The sequence below is a fragment of the Mycolicibacterium arseniciresistens genome (assembly GCF_030519285.1).
Lineage (GTDB): Bacteria > Actinomycetota > Actinomycetes > Mycobacteriales > Mycobacteriaceae > Mycobacterium > Mycobacterium arseniciresistens.
Genome location: NZ_JAUMSQ010000005.1, coordinates 22,650 through 48,158, shown reverse-complemented (window position 1 = coordinate 48,158; position 25,509 = coordinate 22,650). Strand labels below are relative to the sequence as shown.

The 25,509-nt window shown below is 68.7% G+C and carries 22 protein-coding genes; 3 read left to right on the top strand and 19 right to left on the bottom strand.

The window, feature by feature from the left end; translation table 11 throughout:
- Positions 1–2: 2 nt before the first annotated feature.
- Positions 3–743 (bottom strand): NADPH-dependent F420 reductase, encoded by a 741-nt coding sequence (npdG, locus tag Q2100_RS01585; protein WP_302912573.1) that lies wholly within the window; start codon positions 741–743, stop codon positions 3–5.
- 142 nt (positions 744–885) lie between these two features.
- On the opposite strand from npdG, the gene Q2100_RS01580 reads away from it, so the two are divergent.
- Positions 886–2,544 carry a PucR family transcriptional regulator gene (locus Q2100_RS01580; protein ID WP_302912572.1) on the top strand — a complete coding sequence of 553 codons (1,659 nt, stop codon included), beginning with the start codon at positions 886–888 and terminating at the stop codon, positions 2,542–2,544.
- A gap of 5 nt (positions 2,545–2,549) precedes the next feature.
- On the opposite strand, the gene Q2100_RS01575 is transcribed toward Q2100_RS01580, so the two are convergent.
- From Q2100_RS01575 to Q2100_RS01515, 13 genes are all read right to left on the bottom strand, one after another.
- Positions 2,550–5,933: a pyruvate carboxylase gene (locus Q2100_RS01575; protein ID WP_302912571.1), complete on the bottom strand. Its 3,384-nt coding sequence runs from the start codon at positions 5,931–5,933 to the stop codon at positions 2,550–2,552.
- A gap of 38 nt (positions 5,934–5,971) precedes the next feature.
- Positions 5,972–7,132: an XdhC family protein gene (locus tag Q2100_RS01570; RefSeq protein ID WP_302912570.1), complete on the bottom strand. Its 1,161-nt coding sequence runs from the start codon at positions 7,130–7,132 to the stop codon at positions 5,972–5,974.
- A gap of 100 nt (positions 7,133–7,232) precedes the next feature.
- Positions 7,233–7,904: an SRPBCC family protein gene (locus tag Q2100_RS01565; RefSeq protein WP_302912569.1), complete on the bottom strand. Its 672-nt coding sequence runs from the start codon at positions 7,902–7,904 to the stop codon at positions 7,233–7,235.
- Complete coding sequence (locus Q2100_RS01560; RefSeq protein ID WP_302912568.1) at positions 7,901–10,297, bottom strand: xanthine dehydrogenase family protein molybdopterin-binding subunit; 2,397 nt, start codon at positions 10,295–10,297, stop codon at positions 7,901–7,903. The genes Q2100_RS01565 and Q2100_RS01560 overlap by 4 nt, the downstream gene beginning before the upstream one ends.
- On the bottom strand, positions 10,294–10,797 hold the full coding sequence (locus Q2100_RS01555) for a (2Fe-2S)-binding protein (RefSeq protein ID WP_302912567.1): 504 nt from the start codon (positions 10,795–10,797) through the stop codon (positions 10,294–10,296). The genes Q2100_RS01560 and Q2100_RS01555 overlap by 4 nt, the downstream gene beginning before the upstream one ends.
- Positions 10,794–11,702, bottom strand: a complete 909-nt coding sequence (locus tag Q2100_RS01550; RefSeq protein WP_302912566.1) for an FAD binding domain-containing protein — start codon at positions 11,700–11,702, stop codon at positions 10,794–10,796. The genes Q2100_RS01555 and Q2100_RS01550 overlap by 4 nt, the downstream gene beginning before the upstream one ends.
- Positions 11,699–12,529, bottom strand: coding sequence for a CoA-transferase subunit beta (locus tag Q2100_RS01545; protein WP_302912565.1), 831 nt, complete (start codon positions 12,527–12,529; stop codon positions 11,699–11,701). The genes Q2100_RS01550 and Q2100_RS01545 overlap by 4 nt, the downstream gene beginning before the upstream one ends.
- Positions 12,526–13,491 (bottom strand): CoA transferase subunit A, encoded by a 966-nt coding sequence (locus tag Q2100_RS01540; protein ID WP_269896734.1) that lies wholly within the window; start codon positions 13,489–13,491, stop codon positions 12,526–12,528. The genes Q2100_RS01545 and Q2100_RS01540 overlap by 4 nt, the downstream gene beginning before the upstream one ends.
- Positions 13,488–14,441, bottom strand: coding sequence for an LLM class flavin-dependent oxidoreductase (locus Q2100_RS01535; RefSeq protein WP_302912564.1), 954 nt, complete (start codon positions 14,439–14,441; stop codon positions 13,488–13,490). The genes Q2100_RS01540 and Q2100_RS01535 overlap by 4 nt, the downstream gene beginning before the upstream one ends.
- 105 nt (positions 14,442–14,546) lie before the next feature.
- A complete protein-coding gene (locus Q2100_RS01530; protein WP_302912563.1) occupies positions 14,547–15,428 on the bottom strand; it encodes a 5-oxoprolinase subunit C family protein in 882 nt (293 codons plus the stop codon).
- Positions 15,425–16,063, bottom strand: coding sequence for a 5-oxoprolinase subunit B family protein (locus tag Q2100_RS01525; protein WP_302912562.1), 639 nt, complete (start codon positions 16,061–16,063; stop codon positions 15,425–15,427). Before Q2100_RS01525 ends, Q2100_RS01530 begins: the two co-directional genes overlap by 4 nt.
- Positions 16,060–16,821 carry a LamB/YcsF family protein gene (locus tag Q2100_RS01520; RefSeq protein ID WP_302912561.1) on the bottom strand — a complete coding sequence of 254 codons (762 nt, stop codon included), beginning with the start codon at positions 16,819–16,821 and terminating at the stop codon, positions 16,060–16,062. The genes Q2100_RS01525 and Q2100_RS01520 overlap by 4 nt, the downstream gene beginning before the upstream one ends.
- 71 nt (positions 16,822–16,892) lie before the next feature.
- Entirely contained in the window at positions 16,893–17,807 is a 915-nt protein-coding gene (locus Q2100_RS01515) for a LysR family transcriptional regulator (protein ID WP_302912560.1), read from the bottom strand.
- Positions 17,808–17,915: 108 nt separating this feature from the next.
- Between Q2100_RS01515 and Q2100_RS01510 the strand changes: the two genes are divergently transcribed.
- Positions 17,916–18,968, top strand: coding sequence for a diaminopropionate ammonia-lyase (locus tag Q2100_RS01510; RefSeq protein WP_302912559.1), 1,053 nt, complete (start codon positions 17,916–17,918; stop codon positions 18,966–18,968).
- 8 nt (positions 18,969–18,976) lie between these two features.
- On the opposite strand, the gene Q2100_RS01505 is transcribed toward Q2100_RS01510, so the two are convergent.
- Positions 18,977–19,663 carry an HAD family hydrolase gene (locus Q2100_RS01505; RefSeq protein ID WP_302912558.1) on the bottom strand — a complete coding sequence of 229 codons (687 nt, stop codon included), beginning with the start codon at positions 19,661–19,663 and terminating at the stop codon, positions 18,977–18,979.
- 49 nt (positions 19,664–19,712) lie between these two features.
- On the bottom strand, positions 19,713–22,043 hold the full coding sequence (locus Q2100_RS01500) for an AAA family ATPase (RefSeq protein WP_302912557.1): 2,331 nt from the start codon (positions 22,041–22,043) through the stop codon (positions 19,713–19,715).
- A gap of 146 nt (positions 22,044–22,189) precedes the next feature.
- On the opposite strand from Q2100_RS01500, the gene Q2100_RS01495 reads away from it, so the two are divergent.
- Positions 22,190–23,251, top strand: coding sequence for a hypothetical protein (locus Q2100_RS01495; protein WP_302912556.1), 1,062 nt, complete (start codon positions 22,190–22,192; stop codon positions 23,249–23,251).
- Positions 23,252–23,260: 9 nt separating this feature from the next.
- On the opposite strand, the gene Q2100_RS01490 is transcribed toward Q2100_RS01495, so the two are convergent.
- Genes Q2100_RS01490 through Q2100_RS01480 form a run of 3 tightly spaced genes read right to left on the bottom strand, consistent with a single transcriptional unit; the run spans position 23,261 to position 25,481 of the window.
- Positions 23,261–23,644, bottom strand: coding sequence for a type II toxin-antitoxin system death-on-curing family toxin (locus Q2100_RS01490; RefSeq protein ID WP_302912555.1), 384 nt, complete (start codon positions 23,642–23,644; stop codon positions 23,261–23,263).
- Entirely contained in the window at positions 23,641–23,847 is a 207-nt protein-coding gene (locus tag Q2100_RS01485; protein WP_302912554.1) for a CopG family transcriptional regulator, read from the bottom strand. Before Q2100_RS01485 ends, Q2100_RS01490 begins: the two co-directional genes overlap by 4 nt.
- 35 nt (positions 23,848–23,882) lie before the next feature.
- A complete protein-coding gene (locus Q2100_RS01480) occupies positions 23,883–25,481 on the bottom strand; it encodes an MFS transporter (protein ID WP_302912553.1) in 1,599 nt (532 codons plus the stop codon).
- Positions 25,482–25,509 lie beyond the last annotated feature (28 nt).

Below are 25,509 nucleotides of genomic sequence, written 5' to 3'. Positions count from 1 at the left end.
CGCTAGGCCGTGACCGCCTCGGGCATCGGGCGCGCATGCAGATGCGTCACCTGGATGCCGGCGTGGGTCTTGTTGCGGATGTTGATGCCGATCAGGAGGGGCGTGAGGCCCTCCAGCAGGCGGCTCATCTCCAGGGGGCCGGCGTCGACGACGCGCAGGCCCTCGATGCCGTCCAGGGCCTCGGTGACCACTGTCTTGGCGTGCCGGTCGCCGCAGATCAGCGTGTCCTGATCGAGCGGACGATCCATGTCGCGCAGCACCGCAGCGCTGATCGTGTGGAGCCCGGCGGCCAGCGCGACGTGGTCGGGGATCGCCGCCCGTGCCTGCTGGGCCGCCGACCCGTGCCACGGCTCGACCAGGTGAGTGGGACGACCGCCCACGGCGGTGGCGAGCGGAACGGTGGTGTCCAGCAGCACCTGTCCGGAACGCCAATGATCGGCGACGCTGCGCAGGGTGGTCACGTGACTCAGAAACGGCACGGCGGCGATCACCAGGCGGTCCGCCGATGCGACGGCGTCCTCGTTCAGACATCCCGTCACCGCGTCGGTGCCCACGAGCGCACACGCCTCCTCGGCCGCACTCTGAGCGCGGTCGGCGTCACGGGATCCGATGCAGACCGTGTATCCGGCCCGCCCCAGTCGCAGTGCGAGGCCGAAGCCGAGTTTCCCGGTACCGCCCAGGATCGAAACCGTTTCGTGCGCAACGCCGTCGACTGCTGCGGGAAACTTCAGGCTGTGCGTCACGGCACGCTCCTCATCGGGATCAGCCCTTACTGATTAAGTGGCCGGGTACAGCAACCGTAGGGTCCGCCGACCGCTTCGCCCCATGGCGATTTCTGCCAAGTAATCCCGCGATTGTTGGCAATCAACGCTAGATTGAGGGTCCATGGAAACGCCCAAAGCGACCACCCCGAATGCGAGTGAAATCCTCACTCTCGGCGAGTTGCTCAACGACGAGGTGCTGGCCGGCGCCGAGTTGGTGGCGGGTGGATCAAGGCTGGACCGGGCGATCGGCGCGGTGAACGTGATGACGGTGCCCGACATCGGCCGGTGGGTCCGCAAGGACGAGTTCCTGCTCGCCACTGGATATCCCCTGCCTCGCGACGGCGAGGACCAGGGCAGGCTGCTGACCGATCTGCACGGGCTCGGCATCGCCGGTATCGGCATCAAACTCGACCGCTACATGCCCGAGCTGAGTCAGGCGATGATCGACGCGGCCGAACACATCGGGCTCCCGCTGGTCGTCATCCCGGAGTCCATTCGCTTCGACGACATCTTGAGCAGGGCCTTCGGCATCATCGTCAACCGCCAGGCCTCGGCGCTGGAGCGAGCCCAGGAGATCCACCACTCATTCCTGGCGATCACGCTGTCGGGCGGTGGCCTCAACGAGCTGGCCGGCAGTCTGTCCAGTCTGCTCGGCGACGCCGGTGTCGCGATCACCGACCGGCACGGCGCCGTGCTGGCCCACGCCGGCGATCAGACGCTGCTGGCCGACGTCGAGCTGCTGGACGCAGAATCCGCCGACGTGCTGCGGTTGGGGCCGACCGGCTCGCACACCCACGGCGCCACCGGTAAGCACTGGGCATCGAGTGAGATCCGCGCGGGCCGTCTGCATCACGGCTTCGTGGTCGCCGTCGAATCCGACCGGCCTTTCGGCGAGTTCAGCATGGTGGCGGTCGGTCAGGCAGCCATCGTCGCGGCGCTGGAGGTGACCCGTGACCTCGCGGTGACGGCGGTGGAGCGCCGCTTCTCCTCCAATGCGCTGTTCGAGCTGATCTCGGGCGCGGACACCCAGTCGGACGACTACGCCTCGCTGGGTTCGGGCTTCGGGTGGAATCTGGAGCGCGACATCGTCGTCCTGGTGGGACGGCGCGAGGGCGCCACGGATGAAGCCTCCCCGACCAAACGCCGGTCTCGTCTGGCCGACGACCGGGCTGTCGAGTTCTGGGCGTCGGCGGTCCGCAGCAGAGACCGCATGGCCGCCGCCGCGGGCCTGGGCTCCGAACTGGTCGCCGTCATCGGCGCCGACCAGGACGTGCTCACCGTCGCGCATGCCGTCCAGGACGAGGTCGCGCGGTTCACGCACAGCCAGTACGCAATCGGTGTCAGCCGACCGTATCCCGGGCCGGCCGAGGTCTCGACCGCCTACCAGGAGGCACGCACCGCCCTGCGCCTGGGACCTCGTGTGTCGGGTGCCGGCGCGGTGACCGCGTACGGCGAACTCGGACTCTTCCGGCTGCTCGCCCAGGTCGGTGACGACGAGCTGCAGACCTTCGCGGAGGAGACACTCGGACCCGTCCTGAGGATGAGCGAGCCGGAACGGTCGGAGATGTTCCAGACGCTGGAGACGTTGATCAAGCACAACATGAACATGGCGGAGGCGGCGCGCAACCTGCACTTCCACTACAACACGCTGCGCTACCGACTGGCCAAGCTCGAACGGCTTCTCGGTCCGTTCAGCACCAGCACACCGCTGGCGATCCAGATCGGGATCGCCCTGCAGATCACCGAGATGCAAAGGATTCTCGCCCAACGCCCCCGGTGACGCGTTCAGGTGACGAGCATCAGCAGATCTCCGCCCTCCACATGCGAGGTCGGGGCAATGGCGATCCGCTCGACGGTGCCCGCGTGGGGCGCGGTGATGGCGGCCTCCATCTTCATCGCCTCGATCGTGGCGACGGTCTGACCGGCGCGCACCTCGGCGCCGACCGCGACACCGACGGTGACGACTCCGGCGAACGGTGCGGCCACGTGGTCGGGGTTGGCGCGGTCGGCCTTCTCCATGGTGGGCGCCACGGCGTCGATGCTCCGGTCGCGCACGAGGACGGGTCGCAGCTGTCCGTTGAGGATGCACATCACCGTGCGCATCCCGTGTTCGTCGGGATCGGAGATCGCTTCGAGTCCGATCAGCAACTGCACTCCGCGCTCGAGTTCGACCCGGTGTTCGTCACCGTGCCGCAGACCGTAGAAGAACTGGTTGGCGCTGAGCTGTGAGGTGTCACCGTATTCCTCGCGGTGCGCCTCGAATTCCGCTGTGGGACCCGGGAACAACAGCCGGTTCAGCGTGTCGCGTCGGGTCTTCCCCGGATGTCGCAGTGCCTCGTCCTGCTCTGCGGACAGCGGCTCCTCGGCCCTGACCTCGTCGCGTCCGGCCAGCGCCTTGGTGCGCAGTGGTTCAGGCCACCCGCCGGGCGGGTCGCCGAGTTCGCCGCGCAGAAAGCCGATCACACTGTCGGGGATGTCGTGGCGTGCCGGATCAGCGGCGAACTCGTCTGCGGTCACTCCGGCGCCCACCAGGGCCAGGGCCAGATCACCCACCACCTTGCTCGACGGTGTCACCTTCACCAGCCTGCCGAGGATGCGATCGGCGGCGGCATAAGTGGCTTCGATCTCTTCGAACCTGTCGCCCAGGCCGAGGGCGCCTGCCTGCTGCCGCAGATTCGACAGCTGACCGCCGGGGATCTCGTGGGTGTACACCCTGCCGGTCGGAGCGGGCAGACCAGACTCGAATGGGGCGTACATCTTCCGTAACGACTCCCAGTACGGTTCCAGTTCGCACACCGCGTCCAGGCTCAGTCCGGTGTCGAATCGCGTGTGGGCCGCCGCGGCCACGATGGAGGACAGCGCCGGTTGGCTTGTGGTGCCGGCCAGCGGTGCTGCGGCGCCGTCCACCGCGTCCGCCCCGGCCTGCCACGCCGCCAGATACGTCGCGAGTTGCCCACCGGGGGTGTCGTGGGTGTGGATGTGCAGCGGCAGGTCGAAACGAGACTTCAAGGCGTCGACGAGGGTCGCCGCCGCCGCAGGGCGCAACAGTCCGGCCATGTCCTTGACGGCCAGCACATGGGCGCCGGCATCGACAATCTGCTCGGCCAGCTTGAGGTAGTAGTCGAGGGTGTAGAGGTTCTCGTCGGGATCTGACAGGTCGCCGGTGTAGGAGAGCGCGACCTCGGCGACCGCTGCGCCCGAGTCGAGGACCGCGTCGATGGCCGGGCGCATGTTCTCGACGTTGTTCAACGCGTCGAAGATCCGGAAGATGTCGATGCCCGTCGCGACGGCCTCGGCCACGAACGCCCGGGTGACGCGCGGTGGGAAAGCGGTGTAGCCGACGGTGTTGCGCCCACGCAGCAACATCTGGAGGCAGATGTTGGGCATCGCGGCCCGCAGCGCGGCGAGGCGCTCCCACGGGTCCTCCTTGAGGAAGCGCAGTGCCACGTCGTACGTCGCTCCGCCCCAGCATTCCACCGAGAGCAGCTGTGGTGTCAGGCGTGCGACGTGGGGAGCGACGGCCAGCAGGCCCGAGGTGCGCACCCGGGTGGCCAGCAGTGACTGGTGGGCGTCGCGGAAGGTCGTGTCGGTCACGGCGAGTGCGGGCGAGTCGCGCAGCCACTGCGCGAAGCCGTTGGGGCCCAACTCGGTCAGGCGTTGCCTGCTGCCCTGCGGCGGCGGCTCATGGAGGTCGATCGGGGGGAGTTTGTCGTGCGCGTACACGGTCGACGGGCGGGCGCCGTGCGGTTGATTGACGGTCACATCGGCGAGGTAGTTGAGGATCCTCGTGCCGCGGTCGGCGTGGGAGCGTGCGGTGAGGAGTTCGGGCCGGTCGTCGATGAAGGAGGTGGTCACGTTTCCGGCGGCGAAGTCGGCGTCGTCGAGCACGGCCTGCAGGAAGGGAATGTTCGTCGAGACACCGCGGATGCGGAACTCGGCCAGGGCGCGGCGCGAGCGGGAGATCGCGGCGGCGAAATCGCTGCCCCGGCAAGTCAGTTTGACCAGCATCGAGTCGAAGTGCCCGAGGATCTCCGCCCCGATGTGGGTGCCGCCGTCCAGACGTATCCCCGCTCCTCCCGGCGACCGGTACCCGGTCACACGGCCGGTGTCGGGCCGGAACCCGTCGGCGGGGTTCTCGGTGGTGATGCGGCACTGCACGGCGGCGCCGCGGATGGCCAGCGTCGCCTGATCGACCCCGATGTCGGACAGGGTGTGCCCGGATGCGATGCGGATCTGGGCGGCGACCAGGTCGACGTCGGTGATCTCCTCGGTCACCGTGTGCTCGACCTGGATCCGCGGGTTGCACTCGATGAACACGTACGCCCCGGACCGGTCGAGGAGGAACTCCACCGTTCCCGCGCCGGTGTAGCCGATGTGACGTGCGAAAGCCACAGCATCCGAACAGATCCGACGTCTCAGGTCGTCGTCGAGGTTCGGCGCCGGCGCCATCTCGATGACCTTCTGGTGGCGGCGCTGCACGCTGCAGTCGCGTTCGAACAGGTGCACCACGTCGCCGGTGGAGTCGGCCAGGATCTGCACCTCGATGTGGCGCGGATCCTGCACCGCTTCTTCCAGGTAGACGCGGGGGTCGCCGAAGGCGGACTCCGCCTCGCGCGAGGCGGCTTCGACCGCTTCACGCAGTGTGTCGCGTTCGGTGACGCGTCTCATGCCCCGGCCGCCACCGCCGGAGACCGCCTTGACGAACAGGGGCAGCCGCATCGACTCCCCGGCCGCGACGACATCGTCAGCCGACTCCGACGGCGCCGACGACGCCAACACGGGCAACCCAGCCTCGCGGGCAGCCGCGATCGCCCGCGTCTTGTTGCCCGTCAGATCGAGCACCGACGGGCTCGGCCCGATGAACGTGATGCCGGCATCGGCACATGCCGACGCCAACTTCGCACTCTCGGACAGGAACCCGTAGCCCGGATACACCGCGTCGGCACCGGCGTCCCGCGCGACACGGATGATCTCGTCCACCGACAGGTACGCCCGGACAGGATGGCCGACCTCGCCGATCTGATAGGACTCGTCGGCCTTGAGCCGGTGCAACGAATTGCGGTCCTCGAACGCGTACACCGCGACCGTGTCGATCCCGTACTCGTACGCCGCGCGGAACGCCCTGATCGCGATCTCGCCGCGGTTGGCGACCAACACCTTCGACAGCATCGTGCACTCTCCGATCTCGCAGAAAACTCGTGGGTCCGCTACCGCGGCAGCGCCGACATCCGATCGGCGCTTTCGTGGATCGCTCCGGCGATGTCCCTGAGATGCCGGCCGCTGCCGCCCCACCGTCTGGCGATGATCTCCGCGACGATGGACACGGCGGTCTCCTCGGGCGTGCGCGCACCCAGATCCAGCCCGATCGGACTGTGCAGTCGGTCCAGTTCGTCGACGGTCAATCCGTTGTCCCGCAACCGGTCCAGACGCTGATGATGCGTCCGCCGCGAACCCATCGCTCCGACGTAGGCGATCTCGGGAATCCGCAAGGCCACCTGCAGCAGCGGCACATCGAACTTCGGGTCATGGGTCAGCACCGTCACGACGGTGCGCGCATCGAGCCTTCCGGCCTGTTCCTCGTCGCGGAGGTAACGGTGCGGCCAGTCGACCACCACCTCGTCGGCATCCGGGAACCGTGCTCGCGTGGCGAATATCGGCCGCGCGTCGCACACCGTGACGTGGTAGCCGAGGAAGGAACCGGCCCGTGCGACGGCGGCGGCGAAGTCGATGGCGCCGAAGACCAGCAGGCGTGGCTTCGGGGCGAACGCCCACACGAAGACGCGCATCCCTTCGCCACGACGTTGGCCGTCGGTCCCGTAGGTCAGCGTGGCGCTGGTGCCCGTGGCCAGTAGGCCGAGCGCGTCGTCGCGGATCGCGTCATCGGCACGGCCGGATCCCAGACCGCCCGTCACGGAGGGCGAACCGTCCGCGCCGGGACGAATGGTCAGGCGGCGACCGAACCATGCCGGGTCGGGGTGCTCGATCACCGTGGCGACCGCGACCGGGCGGCCGGCCTCGATGTCAGCCGCGACCTCCGCCAAGTCGGGGAAGGTCGACCGATCGACCTTCTCGACGTAGACGTCGAGGACACCCCCACAGGTCAGCCCGACGTCGAAGGCGTCGTCGTCGGACACCCCGTAGCGCTGCAACACCGGTCGCCCGGAGGCGACCACGGACTGCGCGAGTTCGTAGACCGCACCCTCGACACAGCCTCCTGACACCGACCCGACAGCGCACCCGCCCGGGCCGACCAGCATCGAGGCGCCGGGCGGCCGCGGCGCGGACCGGAACGTCGCGACGACTGTTGCGAGACCGACACTCTCACCCGCCCGCCACCAGGGGAGTAGCTCGGTCAGGACCTCACGCATAGCTGATCATCCGGTTCTCGTTCGGTGTGCTCGGAGAGTGCAGGCAGCGTCGCACTGCGCCCGACGCGGGGCGCGTGGAATGTGCGTGTCGACGTGCCGGTCAGTTGGGACGCACGCGGGCGGCCGCGCGGTCCAGGATGCCGGCCAGGCGTTCGCGGGTGACCATCCAGATCAGCGGCAGCACCTTGATCTCACCGCCACCGCCGGTGGGGCGGGGAGGGCGCTGCCGAGGGGCGGCGGGTGGTGTGTGTTCGGCGGTGGTCGCCGCCGCGGCCGTGCGCTGGCCGTTCCCGGCGGCGATCCCGGCCACCGCGGGAGCCGGCTGACCGGGCTGCTCGATCCGGTCGGCGAGCTCGTCGGCGAATGCCGTGAACATCTGGTTGGACACGTCCCGGATCCCGCGGCCAAGCGACGCGATGCGGCCGGTGAGGTCGATGTCGGAGACGACGTCGATGCGGGTGCCGGTGTCGACGGGTTCGATCTGCATGGCGACATGTGCGACCACCGAGCCGGACCCGCGCTTGTCGCGACCGGTGGCGTCCAGCACGATCCGTCGTGACGAGTCGTCGCGTTCGACCACCGACGCCCGGCCGGCGTAGTTCATCTTCAGCGGCCCGATCGCCACGCGCAGCACGCCTTCGTAGCGGTCGTCGCCGAGGTCGTCGACGAGTTCGGCGCCCGGCATGCACTCCACGACGGCGGCAGTGTCCTGCAGGAACTTCCACACGTGCTCGGGTGAGGCGCCGACCTCGGTCTGATGCTGGAGTTTCATGCGCTTCGTCCCTTCGTCTGGTCCTGCAGGCCTTGCTGGTCGATGAGCGCCAACACCCGTTCGGCGGTGATGGGTAGCTGCTCTGGGCGGGATCCTATGGCCGCTTCGACGGCGCTGGCGATGGTGGCTGCCGGCGGGCCGATCGGCGGCTCCCCGATGCCGCGGGCGTTCAAAGGCCCCCGGCCGGAACCGCTCTCGATGATGGCCACGCCGATGTCGGGCAGATCCATCGCCGTGGGGATCAGGTAATCGGCGAACAGCGACGACGACGGATGGCCGGCCTCGGTGACACAGTCCTCGGTCAACGCGTAGCCGATGCCCTGGGCGGCTCCGCCGATGATCTGGCCGCGCACCCGCGTGGGATTGATCGCGCGGCCGACGTCGTGACAGGCGACGTACTTGAGCAGCCGCACCTCGCCGGTCTCCACGTCGACCTCGACCTCGGCGGCGTGGGTGCCAAAGGTGTAGTCCGGATAGGTGTGCCCCTGGCCCTTCTGCGGGTCGAACCCCCCGGAGCGGGCGCGCCAGGTGTGCAGCACCGCGGTGTCCACCCGTGCTTCGTTCGCGGCGCGCACCAGTTCGGGCAGGCTCAGCCCGCGGGCGCCGTCCTCGGTGCGGACCATCCCGTCGACCCAGATCAGTGCGTCCTCGGGGACACCGAGTTCCTCGGCCGCCACCGGGGTGAGTTGGTCGCGGAGAGTGCGTGCGGCCCGCAGGATGGCGTTGCCGGACATGTAGAGCTGCCGGGTGGCGTAGGTGCCACCGGCCGGCGGCGTCAGCGCGGTGTCGCCGATGTACACACTGATGTCGGACAGTGCGACACCGAGGATCTCCGAGGCGATCTGGCAGAGGCTGGCCGCCTGGCCTGCGCCGAGATCGGTGACGCCGCTGCGGATCAGCAACGTGCCGTCGGCCTGCAGGGTGACCCAGGCCGCGGCGTGGTCGCGGAACCAGATCGATCGGCCGTAGGGCTGCATGCCGCACGCGAATCCCTGGCCGACCACCTTGTCGGGGTCGCTGGGAGGGCTCGGCTCGCCGAGCATCGCGAGTGCCGCATCGCGGGTCTCCCGGACCGCGACCGCCGTGGTGATCGGTTCGCCACCGGCGAGCAGGTCACCTGTCTCGATATAGTTGCGGTCGCGCACCTCTTGGCGGCTGAGTCCCAGTTCGGCTGCCAGCGTGTCCATCTGGGATTCGTAACCGAGGGTGACCTGCATGGCGCCGAACCCGCGGAACGCACTGGTGGGGGTGTTGTTGGTGAACACCGCGCGTGACCGGATCCGGACGGTGGGCACCCGATAGGGCCCCGGGGACAGGGCTGCGGCGGCGAACAGCACGCGGGCACTCAGGCACGGGTAGGCGCCGGCGTCGCCCATGACGTCGACGTCGACGGCGAGGATCTCGCCCTGCTTCGTCGCGGCGGTGCGGTAGTGCATGGTGAACGGGTGGCGCTTGGAGCTGGCCAGGATCGACTCCTGCCGTGACCAGATCATCCGCACCGGGCGGCGGGTGCGCCAGACCAGCAGCGCCAGGTAGGGCTCGACCGTCATGTCCTCCTTACCGCCGAAACCTCCGCCCATGTACGAGGCGATGTGGCGGACCTGGCTCTGCGGCAATCCGAGGATGGAGGCGATCTCCACCGCGTGCTCGATGACCTGTGTCGAGATGCGCAGCGTGACAACGTCGTTCTCGATCCACCCGACACCGGCTTCGGTCTCCAGGTAGGCGTGCTCTACCGGCTGGCTGCGATAGGTGCGGTCCACCACGATGTCGGCCTTTTCGAACGCGGCGTCGAGGTCACCGCGTTCGATGTGCCAGTTGACCAGGACGTTGCCCTCGTCGTGGACCAGGGGCGCACCGTCGGCCAGCGCTTCTTCGGGACTGAAGACGCCGGGCAGTGGCTCGTATTCGATCTCGACGAGATCGGCTGCCTCCGCGGCGGTTTCGGGATCGACGGCGGCCACCACCGCGATCGGCTCGCCGACGTAGCGGACCCGGTCGGCCGCGAGTACGGGCTGTTCGACGGTCAACTCACCCAGGCCGCCGCTGGCGTGCTCGACGACCGCGTTGTGCGGCACGTCGGCAGCGGTGAGCACCGCTTCGACACCTTCGAGTCGCTCGGCGGCCGACGTGTCGATCCGGACGATCTTGGCCGAGGCCATGTCGGACCGGACGATCTTCCCGTGCAGCATGCCCGGCAGGCTCCAGTCCGCGGCGTACAGCAGGGTGCCGCGGACCTTGTTGATGAAGTCGTGGTGCGCGGGTGACTGCCCGACGACCCGGAAGTTGCGCTCCCGGTCCTGGGGTCCGGAGTCGACGTCGGGATCGAAATCGGCCGGCGCACGGGGTGGTTCGGTGGTGTCGGGAGTGGTCCCCGGTTCGACGGTCGTCACTGGGCATCCTCCTTCTCAGGCGATGGGGGAGTCGACAGGTGCAGGTAGTCCTCCACCGCGTCGACGATGGCCTGGTAGCCGGTGCAGCGGCACAGGTTCCCGACGAGCTCGTGCCGGATCTCCTCGCGGGAGGCGTCCGGATTGCGTTCGGCGAGCGTGGCCGCGGTCAGAAGCATTCCCGGCGTGCAGAATCCGCACTGCGATGCGCCGCGCTCGAGGAAGCACTTCTGTAGCGGGTGGGCTTCCTCCTGGGGATCCGACCACCCGCGCAGAGTGACGATCTCGTGGCCCTCCGCCTGGACGGCGTAAACGGCGCACGCGCTGACCGGGTCTCCGTCCATCAGCACGGTGCAGGTGCCGCACACACCTTCGGCGCAGCCGTACCGCACGTCGGGCATGCCGAGGTCGTCGTGCAGGACGTCGAGCAGTGTGCGGTCATTGCGAACCCACACCTCGTGGTCGCGGTCGTTGACCCGCAGTACCACCTGCGTCCGGATCATTCGGCGTCTCCCTGTGCGGTGAAGACCTGCTGCAGCAGGCGGCGGGTGTGGACGGCGACGAGGCGACGCCGGTAGTCGGCGCTGCCGTGCAGATCGCTGTCTGGATCCAATGAGGCGGCGATCGCGTCGGCGCTCTCCCGGGCACCGTCGGGGCTGCCGGGGTCGGCGAGTGCGGGTGCGAGCAGCGCTTGGTCGACGAGCAGCGGACGGTCGGCGACGCCGCCGAGCACGACGCGCAGTCCCGGATCGCCGTCCGAGGCCGATCGCGCCATCACGGCGACGCTGACCGTCGCAAAATCCGAATAGCGGCGCACCACTTCGTGGAATCCCCAGCGTCCCGTGCCGCCGACGGGGATGCGCGCGCCGACGACCACCTCGTTCGGTTCGGTCGCGGTGGTCAGGTAGGTGATGAAGAAGGAGTCCGCGCTGACGGTCCGCACGCCTGCCGGCCCCTGCAGGAGGACCTCCCCACCCAGGGCCATGACGACCGCGGCGATCTCGGCGGTCGGGTCCGCGTGCGACAGTGTGCCGCCGAAGGTGCCGCGATTGCGTACCCGTACGTTGCCGATGAACGGAATGACGTGGGCGAGGAGTGGCGCGTGGGTGCGCACCGCGTCTGACGTCATCAGCGTCTTGTGGCGGGTGTTGGCGTCGATCACGAGGTGGCCGTCCTCGACGCGCGGGTCGGCGGCCGCGATGGGGTTGACGTCGATGAGTGCGCCGGGAAAGGCCAACCGCAGGTTGAGCATCGGGATCAGGCTCTGCCCGCCGGCGAGGATCTTGGCCTCGCCGTCCCACAGTTCCAGCAGCTCGACGGCATCGGACCAGGTCTGGGCGCGCTGGTACTCGAAGCAGGTGGCCGCGGTGCGCTCCGCGGGTGTCGGCAGCGTCTCCTGCACGGTCATCTCGTTACCTCCAGCTCTGGTGTCCCGCCGTTGACGAGGTATCGCAACAGCGCGAGTTCGTCGTCGTCGACCGGTGGGAGTTCGTGGACGTCGTCGTGAACCAGCAACTCGAACCCGGTCGCCGCCCGCACCTGGTCGAGCGTGACCCCGGCCTGCAGGGCCCGGATTCTCATCCGGTGTGAGTCGGGGGCGAAGTCGAGCATCGCCAGATCGGTGACCACCCAGGCGGGCCCGCCGTAGACGAGCCCGCTGTCGCGGCGACTGGTGCCACCGGTCAAGAAGCCCGGACTGGTGACGAAGTCGACCTTCTCGACGAACCGGCGTGGCTCGTGCTGGGTCACGACGACGACCTGATTGCACATCGAGGCGATGTCATTGGCGCCGCCGGGGCCGGGCAGCCGCACCGACGGCTGCTCGTGATCGCCGATGATGCTGGTGTTGACGTTGCCGTACTGATCGACCTGGGCGACACCGATGAAGCCGTAGTCGAAGAAGCCGCGCTGGGCCATCAGGAAGATGTCGGCGGCACCGGTCAGCATCTGGGCGCCGACGGCCGCACGGACCTCATTCGTCGATGCCGGCAGGTGCCCGGGCAGCAGTTCGATGCCGATCATGCCGCCTTCGAGCAGCACCGTCAGGGTGGGCGCCTGGCGGCGCTTGGCGATCGCCGCGGCCACCAGCGGCTGTCCGATGCCGGCGAACAGCACCTTGCCGTCCTCGAGCAGACGGCTCGCGGCGATCGTCATGATCTCGTCGGGTCGTGCGTCGGGATGCTGTGCGCCGCTGAGCGATTCCAGGTCGACGGTGGGGGTGAGGGAGTCGGTCATCGCGGAAGCATCTCCTCGGCGGTACGTCGCAGCGCTGACAGCCGGGTCGGGTCGATCGCGGCGCAGAAGGCGTCATGGTCGGGATGGGCGGTCAGGCTCTCCACGTACGCCCGGGCACCCTGGATGCCGCCGGACTTGACCGCCTGCATGTAGGCGGTGAACTCGTCGAGGTCGGCTTCGTAGTGCCCGTAGCACTCGTGGGGGTAGGCGCCCATCGGCTGATGCACCACCGCGTCGACCGCGAAGCCAGGAATGACCGTGCGTGCGGGATCGAGCCGGAACTGGTCGGTGTCCACGATCTCCTCGGCGGAGAGGATGACGCGCCGCGCGGCCAGTGCCAGGTCGGCGTCCATCAGCTGGTATCCGTCGATCTGGGCGTTGCCCAACCGGTCGGCGCGCTGCACGTGGATGAGTGCCACGTCGGGGTTGAGACTGGGGACGGCGTTGAGCGTTTGCCCGGTGTACGGGCAGGCGACCTTGGCCAGGTCGAGCTTCCGGTCGATGTCGGAGCCCAGCATGCTGACCGTGGGCAGGTAGGGCACCCCCATGGCTCCGGCCTTGTAGCGCAAGCCGATTCCGAGATGGCTCCACTCCTCGAACACGGGGCGGCCCTCTTCGACCAGGCGACGTACGACCGGTGCCAGGCCCCAGCCGTGCCCGACGCCGATCCAGCTGGTCATGATCCGCTCGGCGGTCCCGGTGGCCAACATGAGCTCGGCCTCGATGCACGACAGCGGCCGGGCCATCGTCAATCCGGAACGGCCCTGGCGCAGGATCTCGATCAGCAACGCCATCGGCGTGCGAGCGTGGTTGGTGCCGCCGACGCCGACGACCGCGTCGTCGGGAACGAGCCGGCGCACCGCCTCGGCGGCGGTGGTCAGCTTGTCGGCATCGGTGCGGCTGAGCCCTTCCAGTTCGGCGCGGGCGTCCAGCACCCCGAGCGTCGTCAGGCGTCCACTCATGCGGCCCCCACCATACTGCCGAGCAGCGGACGGACTTCGGCGGCGAACCACTCCACCTGCTCGGGATCGTAGGCGTGCGGCACCAGGCAGATCTCCTGGACGCCGGCGTCCAGGTGAGCCGCGATCTGTTCTGCGCAGTCCTCCGGAGTGCCGCAGATCGCGCTCTCCGGGGTCGCACTGCTCCAGTCCGGAGTGTCGAAGTACGACGCCAGCCACGGCCCGGTGAGGGCTTGCGCCTTCTCCTTGGAGGGGCCGATGCAGATCGGCAGCTGGTTCAGCGAGTGCAGGTCGGCCGGGTCGCGGCCGGCCTCCTCGGCGAATCGGCAGATCTTGGCCCACGACTCGCTGAAGGCCTCGGCCGTGTAGAAGTAGGTCAGCCAGCCGTCCCCGAGGGTGGCGGCGCGTTTGAGCACGCGGTCGACGTAGCCGCCGATCAGGACCTGGGGACGCGGCTGCGGGAGTGGCAACATCTTGACGCGGCGGAACGACCGATCGTCCCAGGTGCCGGTCACCTCCGGTTGGGTCCACAGGTTCATGCAGATCTCCAGATTGCGTTCGAAGATCCTGCCACGGCCCTTGAAAGGTGTTCCCGTCGCCTCGAATTCGCGTTCGTACCAACCGGCCGCGACCCCGAGGCGCAACCGTCCGTTGGAGACGGCCTGGATGGTGGCGGCGGTCTTGGCAAGCAGGGCCGGATCCCGGATCGGCAGGACGAGGACTCCGGTCCCCAGGGTGATCGTCGTCGTGTGGCTCGCCAGCACCGCCAGCGTGGTCAGCACCTCCAGCTGGGGGAAGGGCTGGCGGCTGCCGAGGAAGAGGTGGTCCCACGCCCACAGCGAGGTGAATCCGAGTTGTTCGGCGCGGCGAGCCGTGACGAGCAGTTCTTCGATCTGGGGGGTCTTCTGAGCCGAGGTGAAATTCTCCACGGCCAGCCCGAAGGTCGCGGGCATGGATGACCGTCCTCTCTGTTCTATTCGCTGTGAGGTACGCCACGTTAGGTGACGAAGCTGCCGCCCATCCATGTCACTACTAGCCAAGTGGAGAGTCGCTCTTTGTCAGTCGTTGCCAGTGAATATTCGGCCGGCGACAGCGAAGCGGACACAGGTGCCGGGTACTGCCTGGGCGGCCCGGTGGACCGCCGCTTCCGGCACCACACCGATGACCGGGTATCCGCCGGTCACCGGCCGGTCGGCCAGGAAAAGTGTGGGTCGACCCCGGGTGGGGACCTGTAGTGCGCCGAGGACCACGCCCTCGCTGCCGAGCTCACCGCTTCGCCGCCGCGGAAGCTCCGGACCGGCGAGCCGGATCCCGACACGATCGGCGTCGGACGTGACGGTGAATTCGGCGCTGCCCAGTCGGTCCAGGGCCTCGTCGCAGAACCAGTCGTCGCGGGGCCCGAGTTGCAGCGGCAGTACCAGCGGTTCGGCGCCCCACGTCGCGACGGGAGCGAAGTCGAGTGCGGGCCAATCCGCCGCGGCGCTGCCGAGTGGGAGGACGTCACCGGCTCGCAGAGGTGGCGTCCCCAGCCGGGCCATGGTGTCCCACGACATCGATCCGAGCACATCCTGGCCGCGGAGGCCGCCGCGAACCGCGACATAGGTGCGCAGCCCCGCGGTCGGGGCGCCGAGGGTGATGCGATGTCCGGCCCGCGCCGTGAAGGCGGCGTTCATGCCGTGTGCGCGGCCGCCGCACGTGATGCTGACCGGCGCGCCGGTCACCGCGACCAACGTCGGGGCATCGACGCTGAAAGCCATGCGCCCCAGGGTGATTTCGAGGCACGGTGTGCCCGCGACGTTGCCGACGAGTCTGTTCGCCAGGTCATACGACGCCCCGTCGGCGGCGCCGGACTGCCCCACGCCGAGGTGGGCCAGTCCGTGTCTGCCGCGGTCCTCCAGCAGCGCCAGCACGCCGACCGACTCGACGGTGAGCCGACTCATGAGCCGACACGACGGAATTGCACCACCGCCCCGGGGCGGAGGACGGCAGGCGGGTCGGCAGCGGAGTCCCACAGCACAGCGTCGGTGTGGCCGAGCAGTTGCCAGCCGCCGGGGGAGACCCGGGGGTAGACCGCCGAGAACGCGCCCGCGATGGCGACCGCACCGGCAGGCACCCGGACGCGGGACTCGTCGCGCCGGGGCACGTACAACCGTGGATCACCGCCCACCAGGTAGGAGAAACCCGGAGCGAAGCCGCAGAAGGCGACGGTCCAGACGCTTTCGGTATGGGCGGCAATCACTTCGGCGACGGTGAGGCCGGTCAGCTTCGACACGTCGTCGAGGTCCTCACCGTCGTACCGCACGTCGATGACGTGATGATCGTGATCTTCTGACTGGTCGGGACGGGGCTGCAGGGTACAGAGCGCGGCGCGCAGCGCGGATGCGTTCGTCAGGCCGGCGTCGAAGGTGACGAGGACGGTGGTCAGTCCCGGTACCACCTCGCGCACACCTGGCAGTTCGGCCTCGCGGATCGCCGCGGCCCAACGGTGGACCATCGCGTTGTCGTCGAGGTCGAGGAGCCATGCGTGCTCGCCGCAGGGCCGCAATGCCGGCACGTCGGCGACTCGAGAAGTCACCGAATGGGTACGAGCTCGACCCCGGCGGCCTCGAGCGCGGCGCGGGTCTTCCTCGCGATGTCGACGGCGCCGGGGGTGTCGCAGTGCACGAGCAGCGCCTCCGCGGTGACGTCGACCTCGCTGCCGTCGTTGGCCGTGAGATGACCTTCCTTGACCATCTGCACGGCTCGTGCCGAAGCGGCGTCGGCGTCGGTCAGCAACGCGTTCGGCTCGAGGCGGGACTGCAGCAGCCCCTCCGGGGTGTAGGCCCGGTCGACGAAAGCCTCGGCGACCATCCTCAGGCCGGCCTGCTCGCCGAGTCGCCACACCTCCGTGCCGGGCGACGCGAGCAGCGGCAGGTCTCCGCCGTACTCCACGGTGGCGTCCACCAGTGCCTGGGCGTGCTCGGTGTTCTTGGTGACGACGGTCCACAGGGCGCCGTGCGCGCGCACGAAATCGACCTTGCCGCCTGCCAGTCGGGCGAACACCTCGAGCGCCCCGATCTGGTAGAGCAGGTCGTCGCGCAGCTCGTCGCCGGGCATGGCGATGTAGCGGCGACCGAAGCCGTGCAGGTCGCGGTAGCTCACCTGCGCGCCGATCGCCACGCCGTTCTTGACCGAGATGGCACACGTTCGTCGCATGATGCCCGGGTCGCCGCCGTGGAAGCCGCACGCGATGTTCGCGCTGGTGACGATTTCGAGCAGGGCATCGTCGTCCCCGAGGCTCCAACGGCCCAGTCCCTCACCGATATCCGTCGTCAACGCCACTTGCGGCACCATGGGCCTCCTGCCCTCGTAGGGGTCGTCGTGCTCCGAGTATCCCCGGCCTGCACACCCAGGAACAGCGTGAGTCACTGCAGTCGATTCGTCACTGGAACTACCGATTCGCGGAACTGCCCCTGCAGTGAACGCCGGACGGCTGCGACGGACGGGTCACCGGCCCGGGCGCGGCGGGTGAGTGCGACCAGTCGTCGTGACCAGCCGGTCTCCAGCCTGACCAGCGAGGCGGTCTCCCGCTGAGGCGGCAGCACCAATCGCGGCAGGATGCTGGCCGCGGCGCTCTGATGTACCACCAGCAGAAGCAGGTTCAGGTCATAGGACTCGTACTGCACGGTGGGTGTGAAGCCCAGGCCCAGGCAGTGTTGCACTGCCCAGGAGCGCGACGCGGCGCCCACGGGTTCCAGCGCCCAGGGCAGGTTCTTCGCCGTTCTCGTGAAATCGCGCGTCCCCAGCAACGACGACGCAACGACGATCTCCAGGGGGTCTTCAGCAAGGATCTCGCGGTGCACGTGGCGGGGCAACGCCGGTGTGCCGCCGGGATACTCCTCGCTGACGACCAGATCGAAGTCGCCGGTCAGCAGGGCCGGCACCGCTACCTCGGGTTCGGATTCGACCAGTTCGACCCGAAGGCCCGGATGGCGTTGTTGGCAGTCGAGCAGTGCGGGAACCAGCGCCCGGGCAGCACTGGCGAAGGCCGCCACTCGACACGTCCCTGTCGGTGGCTCCTCGGGTGACCGTAGTTCGGACTGCGCCGACTCGAGGGCGGCCAGGATGTCGGCGCCCCGATCGGCGAGCCGCTGTCCCGCCTCCGTGAGCCGCACCCCCCGACCGATCCGCTCGAGCAGTGCGGCACCGGCTTCCCGTTCGAGGAGCGCCAGTTGCTGGGAGATGCCAGAAGGGCTCATGTGCAGAGCCGCGGCCACCGCCGCGATGGTGCCGCGCTGGCTCAGCTCGACGAGGAATCGCAACCGGCGCACATCCAACATCACTCGAGTCTAGGGAGACACTTCAGCGATGCTGCCGGATCGACGGCAGGAATCGAAGATTTTGCGCCGCCCGGACTGCGCCTAGTCTTCGTCGGCAGGAGGTGTGTCGTGCTGACGACCGAACCGTTTCTGCTCAACCCCGGCTGGAACCCCGGCCATACCGCCGAACCACGGGAGACCGAGGACATCCGGCGTTTCCACGAAACCCTGCCGGGCTACGCCGTGACCCCGCTGCTGACGCTTCCGGCGATCGCCGAGACGCTCGGGCTGGGCGCGGTGCTGGTCAAGGACGAGTCGCTGCGACTGGGGTTGCCGGCTTTCAAGATGCTCGGCGCGTCGTGGGCCGTCCATCGTGCGCTGCAACGCAGTACGGGCGACCGGCCCCGGCTCGTCACCGCCACCGACGGCAATCACGGACGCGCGGTGGCGCGGATGGCGGCGCTGATGAAGCTGCCGGCGACGATCGTCATCCCGCGTGGGGTCTCCGAGCGAGCCATCGACCTGATCCGTGCCGAAGGGGCCGAGGTGCGCGTCCTCGACGTGTCGTACGACGACGCGGTCCGGCAGGCTGCCGCGCTCGCCGATGCCGATCCGGATGCGCTTCTGGTGCAGGACACCTCGTGGCCGGGCTACGAGGACGTTCCGCAGTGGATCGTCGACGGCTATGCCACTCTCTTCGACGAGGCGGCCGAACAGGCCGCAGAACTCGGCGCGGGCATCGACCTCGTCGTCGTGCCCGCCGGAGTCGGCTCGCTCGCCCACGCCGCGGTGACCTTCGCCCGTTCCCGGACCGACTGCCGCGTCATCGCCGTCGAGCCCGAGGTCGCCGACTGCCTGCGGGCCAGCCTGGCCGCGGGCGCCCTGACGACCGTGCCCACCGGGCAGACCAACATGGCGGGGCTGAACTGCGGCACCCCCGCCTATCTCGCCTGGCCCGATCTGCAGCGCGGGCTCGTGGGCGCTGTGGTGGTCGACGACGAGGCGGCCACGCGGGCCGTGGCTGATCTTGCGGCAGAGGGCCTCGATGCCGGTCCCTGCGGCGCCGCGGGACTCGCCGCGCTCAAGATCCTGGCCGCCGAACCAGCGCGCTCGCGATTCGGACTCGGCCCTGACACGCGGGTCCTGCTGCTCAACACCGAAGGTTCGAGCGCAAGCGGGTGACGCACTGCTCAATCCAGTGACCGAACTCGCTCCGGAAGCTCCTTCAACGTGACGGTTGGGCGCTCCTCGGCGGGCGGACCGACATAGATCGCCGACATCCCCGCCTGTCGGGGTCCCTCGACGTCGGCCGTCCAGTTGTCGCCCACGAAGACCGCGTTGCCCGCGGATGCCTGGCAGTCACGGAGGGCGGCTTCGTAGATCTTCGGATGAGGCTTGCGCCAGCCGACATCGACGGACGTCACGATACGGTCGAAGTGATCGTGCAATCCGAATTGGCGTGCCAGCCGAGGAACCAACCGTGAATCGTGGGTGTTGCTGACGATCGCCAGGGTGCGGTCGGACGCCAGATCAGCGACGCACTCCAAGGCTCCGGCGGCGACGAACACGTCGGCCGTCCACGCCTCGAAATACTCGGCGATCAACGCCTCGGTGGAATCCGAGCCGACCGAGGGCGATCCGATGGAACGCCAAAAGCGCTGCGCCACATCGTGCATCGAGAACTCCCGGCCTGTTCGATGGGCATCGGCATCGAGATCGTCCCAGACCTTCTGCCACTTCATATTCGACTCGTCTGCTGAGATCGGCACACCCGCGCGCCGCGCGAAATCCCACGGCGCATTGCGATTCGCCGGATGCACCGACGGGTCGTAATCGACCAGTGTGCCGAAGAAATCGAAGAAAACGTGGGTGATCACAGCGTGCCCTCTCCTCGCCGTGCCTACAGTACCCAAGCGGGACAACCGGTTAGCGGGTCTCGAGCCAGGCGAAGAAGTCGTCGGCGCAGAACACCGGCTTGCCGTACTCCTGCGCCTTGCGCGCCTTGCCCGACTGCGTGCCCACCTCGGCGGTCACCAGCACGTCGCAGCGGGTCTTCGACACCGTCTTTACCGGCGTCAGCCCCGCCTCGGCGGCCAGCCGCTCCATCTCCGGGCGCTCGACGATCCGACCAGCGCTGTCCTGCGCCGTGCCGGTGAAGCAGATGCGCATCCCCGGCGTGAGCGTCGCCGCGATGTCGTCGCCGCCAGTGCACAGCGCGTCCGTGCCGATGTCCACCCCGAGCAGCCGTGACGCCTCCTCGAGCCGGGCCGCCACCTCCATCGGCAGCTGCACCCGCGCCGCCGCCGCGCGCAGCTGGTCGGCCACCGACTGCCGCGCCGCCGCATCCGCCGGCGCGTCGAGGTCCCTCGGCACCGACGCGCCCAGCAGCACGGCGCTGACATCACGGCTGATCCGCAGCAACGCGGACAACCCGGGCAGGTGGTCGGCGACCGGTGTGGGTGCGTGGAGGTCACGGCTCACCAGCAGACCGGACGACTCGACGGCGTCGGGTTCCTCGAACGGTGACGAGCCGTCCTCGGCGGGCATTCCATTGTGTGCGTTCAGAGCTGAGCGGGCGCGCTCCAGCGCGGTGCGCCCCGAGATCCGCGTACCGCGCAGCTCGACGCCCAACGGCATCGCCGTCACGAAGCCCAAACGTTTGAGTTCGAAGTCGATGAGACCGAGCTGGTCGTCTACGTCGACCCCGACGGGCGTGCAGCCGGCCAGCATTGGAGCGATCACCGCCCACGCCTCGCGCAGCGTCGGCGCCAGCAGCACATCGGACACGGTGATGCCGAACGCCGTTCGCGCATCGGCGAGGTCGCGCTGCGGATTGGCGAGCGTCGAGAGCGCGGTGCCGTCGTCGAACGCCACCGCCAGCTCCACCGGCCGGGGCCGCGACATCCGCCCCTCGTCGCCGACGGTCAGCATGCCGATCGCGCAGTACCGTCGCGTGCCCGTGCCGCCGTTCGCGGTCCGCAGGAAGCGGGCGATGCGCCGGTCGGTCTTTAGATCCTTCGGCAGCACAGGGCGTTTCAGCACCAGCCCGGCCAGCGACGTGCAGCGGCTCAGCGCGACATATAGCTGGCCGGTGGAGAACATGCCGCCGGTGAGGTCGACGATCACCCGGTCGAGCGTCTGGCCCTGGCTCTTGTGGATCGTGATCGCCCACGCCAGCTTGAACGGCAGCTGGGTGTAGGACCCGATCACCTCGCGGCCCAGCGACGAGCCGGACACCACCGGCCGGGTGGCCTCCCACGTGTAGGGCGTGACGTCGGCCACGGAGCCGTCGGGGAACTCCACCTCGACGACGGCGCCGTAGCGGTCGTAGCCGACACCGACGACGCGGCCGATGCTGCCGTTGACCCAGCGGTCGCCCTGGTCGTTGTTGAGCATCATCACCTGTGCGCCGACCTTGAACCGCAGCGTCTCCTCGACCGGCGGATCGAAGAGCGACAGGTCACCGGACGCTCGCGCCTGGTGGACCAGTTCGTCGCCGGGCAGCCGTTCGAGATGCTGGCGGTTGCGTGCGGTAACGAGCCGGTTGGTCGGGGCGAGGGTGAGCCAGAACTCGCCGTCTGGTGGGACGAAGTCGGCGTCGGCCCGGGCATTGAGCTGCTGCTGCGCGTGGCCGAGCAGCACGCCCTCACGAATCTCGTTGAGAATGCCGGTCATCCGGTCGTCGCCGAGCTGCCGGAACACCGTCGTCAGTGAGATGGTCGGGAAGTCGTCGCGGTCGAAACTGCGGGCGGAGAAGAAGTACGGCGTCTCGTAGGCGGTGGTGAAGAAGCCGGCTTCGTGTTCGCTGACCACCGGCGGCAGTTGGTAAAGGTCGCCGACGAGGACGATCTGTACGCCGCCGAAGGGCGCGCCGGGAGCGGGGCCGAACCGCTCGAGCGCCGCGGCCACCATGTCGAAGACGTCAGCGCGGACCATCGAGGCCTCGTCGATGATCAGCGTCTGCAGCGATGCGAGAGTCTTGGTGAACCGTCCCGGGCGGTAGGCGCCGTTGCGGATGTCGTCGAGCGTCGTGGTGGTGCGGAAGCCGAACAGCCTGTGGATGGTGTAGCCGTCGACGTTGAGCGCGGCGATCCCCGTGGGCGCGACCACCACGACGTTGCGGTCGGTGTCGGCCGTGAACAGCCGGATCAGCGTGGACTTGCCGGTGCCCGCCTTTCCAGTCAGGAAGAGGTGGCGGCCGCCGGCCAACAGGTCCAGCGCTCGACGGAACTCGTCGGTGAGGACGATGCCGGCCATGGCCGCACTGTAGTCCGGCGATGTCACCGGTCGGGAGTAGCTTCCGCGCCATGGACGACGGACGCAGGCGGAGAAGAGCCAAGCAGGGGCGGCGTGACGCACGCCGCATGAAGAACCGGAACGGGCGAAGTCCGGATGAGCCGCCGATGGTCGACAAGGTGCGTCTCGCATTGGCGAGCGGTCCGCTGGACCTGCTTGGTTTGGCCAGCACGGCTGTTCACCAGTCGAAACCCGACCCGTGGACTCAACTGAAGTCACCAGAGGAGAAGCCGTTTCCTTTGGATGCCTTGATCGCCGTCTACAGCGGCACCGATACCCGTGAGACCACGGTCATGCTGACCGTCCTTGCCGAACTCCTGCCCGACGACGAGGAGTTGCAGGCGCGATGCCGAACCGCGCTGGCGTCGCGGACGCACCTGTTGCCGGCGTGGCTGCGCCACCTGTCTGACATCTGGGTCCACCGGGCAGTGCGCAGAACGCACGTCCTCGGTGACCGTGATGAACTGTGGCTCGGCGCGCGACTGACCGGCGGCCAGGAGTTGACCTGCGCGGTCGCGATCGACCACAACGAGATGTCGGAGGTCGCGGACGTCGTCTTCTGGACGAAGTGCATCGACGACGTCATGCCGGGTGCCGACGAGCATGATGGCGACTCCAGCATCGTCGATATGAGCCTCGCCGACGCCAGGGCGTGGATTCACCATGGACTCGAACGTGCGCTGTTCTTCGACGAATACAGCCAGTGGCCGGGGTGCCGCCCGTTGGTACGGTGGCTGATTCGACACCTCCCCGAGGGCGGCACGGCGTTCTATCCTCCGTTCTGGAAATGGGAGGACACCGCTGTCGTCCTCGGGCAGTTCTTCGAATCGACGGCGGGACGGCGGTTCCGCGGGTCTGACTACCGGGAGCTGCTGACGGTACTCCTGGAATCCGGCACCGCGGATCCGCTGCGGTGGAGCAGGTTGCGGATCCGGGGGGCGCTGAGCGACTCGTCGTACTGCGATCACGACCTTCAACTGGAGGTCCTGATCAACGCCCCGGAGCTGTTGCGAGCGTATGTGCCGTTTGCACACGCGCAGAGCGGTATTCGGGACGGTCTGACAGCGGAGGCGCTCACGGCCATCGACGAGTCGGCTCCCGGATACCACGAGGAGGTGATCAAGTGGGCGAGAGATCATGGTGATCTCTTCGACGAGGAAGTCGTGTGAGTGGGTTCTTTACCTCGCCTGATCGCACCACTCGCGTAGTTGTCCCGCGATATCTGCGAGGTCCGTTTCGGCCCCTGTGGCAACCCGGATGACGAAATCGAAGCGGTCGTCTTCGGTAGCGCGCACCCATTGTCCGTTCACTGCCAGAAACGTCAGGCACGCGGTCCACCCGAGGCGCTTGTTTCCGTCCACCAGTGCGTGATTGCGTACCAGCGAGTGCAGCAGCGCGGCCGCCTTGAGGTGGAGATCCGTGTATGCGTCGCGGCCGTAAACCGACGCACGGGGCCGCGCCAACGCCGATTCGAGCAATCCGTAGTCCCTGATCTTGACGTCCTCGCCCATGACACGACGGGCGATGTGGAGGAGATCGTCGAGGTCGAGGTACTCGATCACGCGTTCTTGAGGCGCTCCAGTACGCCGGCCTCATCGGCGACTACCCGTTGCAGTGCCGCATCGACCCTCTCGGTGTGCGCTCGGCGTGCGATGTACTCATCGATGGCGGACAGCGCAACAGCCTGCATCGACCGCCCTTCGGCCGCGGCCTGTCGCCGCAAAGCTTCGGTCTGCTCGTCACTGGTCCGCAGAGTCATCCCCATGAACGTGATGATACCGGAGTGATACCACTGCCACCTCACTTCCTGTCGCGCACCGCCAGGTAGTGCTCGGAGACCGCTGGGCCGTCGATGTAACGCTCGACCGCCTCCTCGATCAGCCGGTCCTGGCCGGTGAGGCGGACATAGTGCTGATGCATGTGCTCGCCCCACGACCGCACGACGAACGACTCCACGAACGTCGACTCATGCTCGACGCTCCGGAAGAGACGCCACTCCGCTGCCCCGGTGCGCTGACGGGACCGACCCAGCACGGCCATCGCGGACAGGAAGCCTTCCTCGTCCGACGCCGCGACGCGATACGCGGTCAGCACCAGGACCGGCCCGTCCAACGGCTCGGGCTCGAAGGTCAGCGTCGGTTCGGGCCAATGCGCGGACGGCGTCAGGTCGAGATTGCCGGTGTTCGCGTGCAGCGGCCACCACAACGACGACAGTCCGCACACCACCAGCAGCGCCGCGCTGACCAGCAGGCTGATCGAACTGGTGGTGGTCCCCGCGAGCACTCCCCACACCACCGAACCCAACGCCTGCCCGCCCATGAAGATCAGCTGATACACCGACAATCCGCGGGCCCGTACCCACGCGGGCAGGTTCAGCTGCATCGACGCATTGAGCGTCGACAGCGACAGCAGCCATGACGCGCCACCGACGACCAGGGCCAGGAACACCACCGTGAAGATCGGCACCAGCGCCAGCACCGCGGTGGCCACCGCGAAACCCGCCGCACCGAGCGTCAGCATGGTGTTCTGGCCGAACCGCGCACGCAGCCGGGACAACATGAACGCGCCGAGCACCGCTCCCGCGCCGAGCGCCCCCAGCAGCAACCCGTACCCCGCGGACGACAACCCCAGCCGGTCGCTGGCGATCACCGGCAGCAGACCCCAGATCGCGCTGCCCGGTGCGATGAACAACGCCGCCCGCAACAGGATTCGTCGCACGATGGGGGAGCTGCGGATGAATCGTCCGCCCGCGCTCAGCGCCGCCAGTGCCCGCTCGGGGGGATAGCCGCTCTCGACGGCGGGGCGGCGCCACGCGACGAGGACGAACACGATGCCCACGAACGAGACGGCGTTCAGCGCGAACACCAGGGTCGGTCCGGACAGCGACACCAGCACCCCGGCGATCGCAGGTCCGATCGCCCGAGCACCGTTGATGCTCATACTGCCCAACGCGGCCGCGGCCGGAATCTGCTCGGCCGGAACAAGATCAGGCTGGATCGCCTGCCACGCGGGCGCGGTCAACGCCTGCCCGCAGCCGATGACGAACAACAACGTCAGCAGCACCGCCGGCGTGGTCAACCCGAAACCGGTCAGCGTGGCGAGCAGGCCCACTCCCGCGGCCATCGCCCCCTGGGTGGCGATGAGGAGCCGGCGCCGGTCGATCAGATCGGCGAGCACACCTGACGGCAGCGCCAGCAGCATCACCGGCAGCGTCGTGGCGGTCTGCACCAGCGGGACCAGGACGGCCGCCCGCGGATCGCCGACGAGCATCCACTGCGCGCCCACCGTCTGCATCCAGGTGCCGAGGTTGGAGACGAGCTGCGCGATCCACAGCGCGCGGTAGACCGGTGAGCGCAGCGGAGCGCACGTCGACGTCGCCGCCGTGCTCACCGATGCCATCCCGCCCCCTGTCTGGACCTCTGGTCAC

Bases quoted from the DNA above. Each gene is read 5' to 3' on its own strand.
- Q2100_RS01580 (WP_302912572.1), top strand. From the start codon at position 886: ATGGAAACGCCCAAAGCGACCACCCCGAATGCGAGTGAAATCCTCACT.
- Q2100_RS01575 (WP_302912571.1), bottom strand. From the start codon at position 5,933: ATGCTGTCGAAGGTGTTGGTCGCCAACCGCGGCGAGATCGCGATCAGG.
- Q2100_RS01570 (WP_302912570.1), bottom strand. From the start codon at position 7,132: ATGCGTGAGGTCCTGACCGAGCTACTCCCCTGGTGGCGGGCGGGTGAG.
- Q2100_RS01565 (WP_302912569.1), bottom strand. From the start codon at position 7,904: ATGAAACTCCAGCATCAGACCGAGGTCGGCGCCTCACCCGAGCACGTG.
- Q2100_RS01555 (WP_302912567.1), bottom strand. From the start codon at position 10,797: ATGATCCGGACGCAGGTGGTACTGCGGGTCAACGACCGCGACCACGAG.
- Q2100_RS01550 (WP_302912566.1), bottom strand. From the start codon at position 11,702: ATGACCGTGCAGGAGACGCTGCCGACACCCGCGGAGCGCACCGCGGCC.
- Q2100_RS01545 (WP_302912565.1), bottom strand. From the start codon at position 12,529: ATGACCGACTCCCTCACCCCCACCGTCGACCTGGAATCGCTCAGCGGC.
- Q2100_RS01540 (WP_269896734.1), bottom strand. From the start codon at position 13,491: ATGAGTGGACGCCTGACGACGCTCGGGGTGCTGGACGCCCGCGCCGAA.
- Q2100_RS01535 (WP_302912564.1), bottom strand. From the start codon at position 14,441: ATGCCCGCGACCTTCGGGCTGGCCGTGGAGAATTTCACCTCGGCTCAG.
- Q2100_RS01530 (WP_302912563.1), bottom strand. From the start codon at position 15,428: ATGAGTCGGCTCACCGTCGAGTCGGTCGGCGTGCTGGCGCTGCTGGAG.
- Q2100_RS01520 (WP_302912561.1), bottom strand. From the start codon at position 16,821: ATGGTGCCGCAAGTGGCGTTGACGACGGATATCGGTGAGGGACTGGGC.
- Q2100_RS01515 (WP_302912560.1), bottom strand. From the start codon at position 17,807: ATGTTGGATGTGCGCCGGTTGCGATTCCTCGTCGAGCTGAGCCAGCGC.
- Q2100_RS01500 (WP_302912557.1), bottom strand. From the start codon at position 22,043: ATGGCCGGCATCGTCCTCACCGACGAGTTCCGTCGAGCGCTGGACCTG.
- Q2100_RS01495 (WP_302912556.1), top strand. From the start codon at position 22,190: ATGGTCGACAAGGTGCGTCTCGCATTGGCGAGCGGTCCGCTGGACCTG.
- Q2100_RS01485 (WP_302912554.1), bottom strand. From the start codon at position 23,847: ATGGGGATGACTCTGCGGACCAGTGACGAGCAGACCGAAGCTTTGCGG.
- Q2100_RS01480 (WP_302912553.1), bottom strand. From the start codon at position 25,481: ATGGCATCGGTGAGCACGGCGGCGACGTCGACGTGCGCTCCGCTGCGC.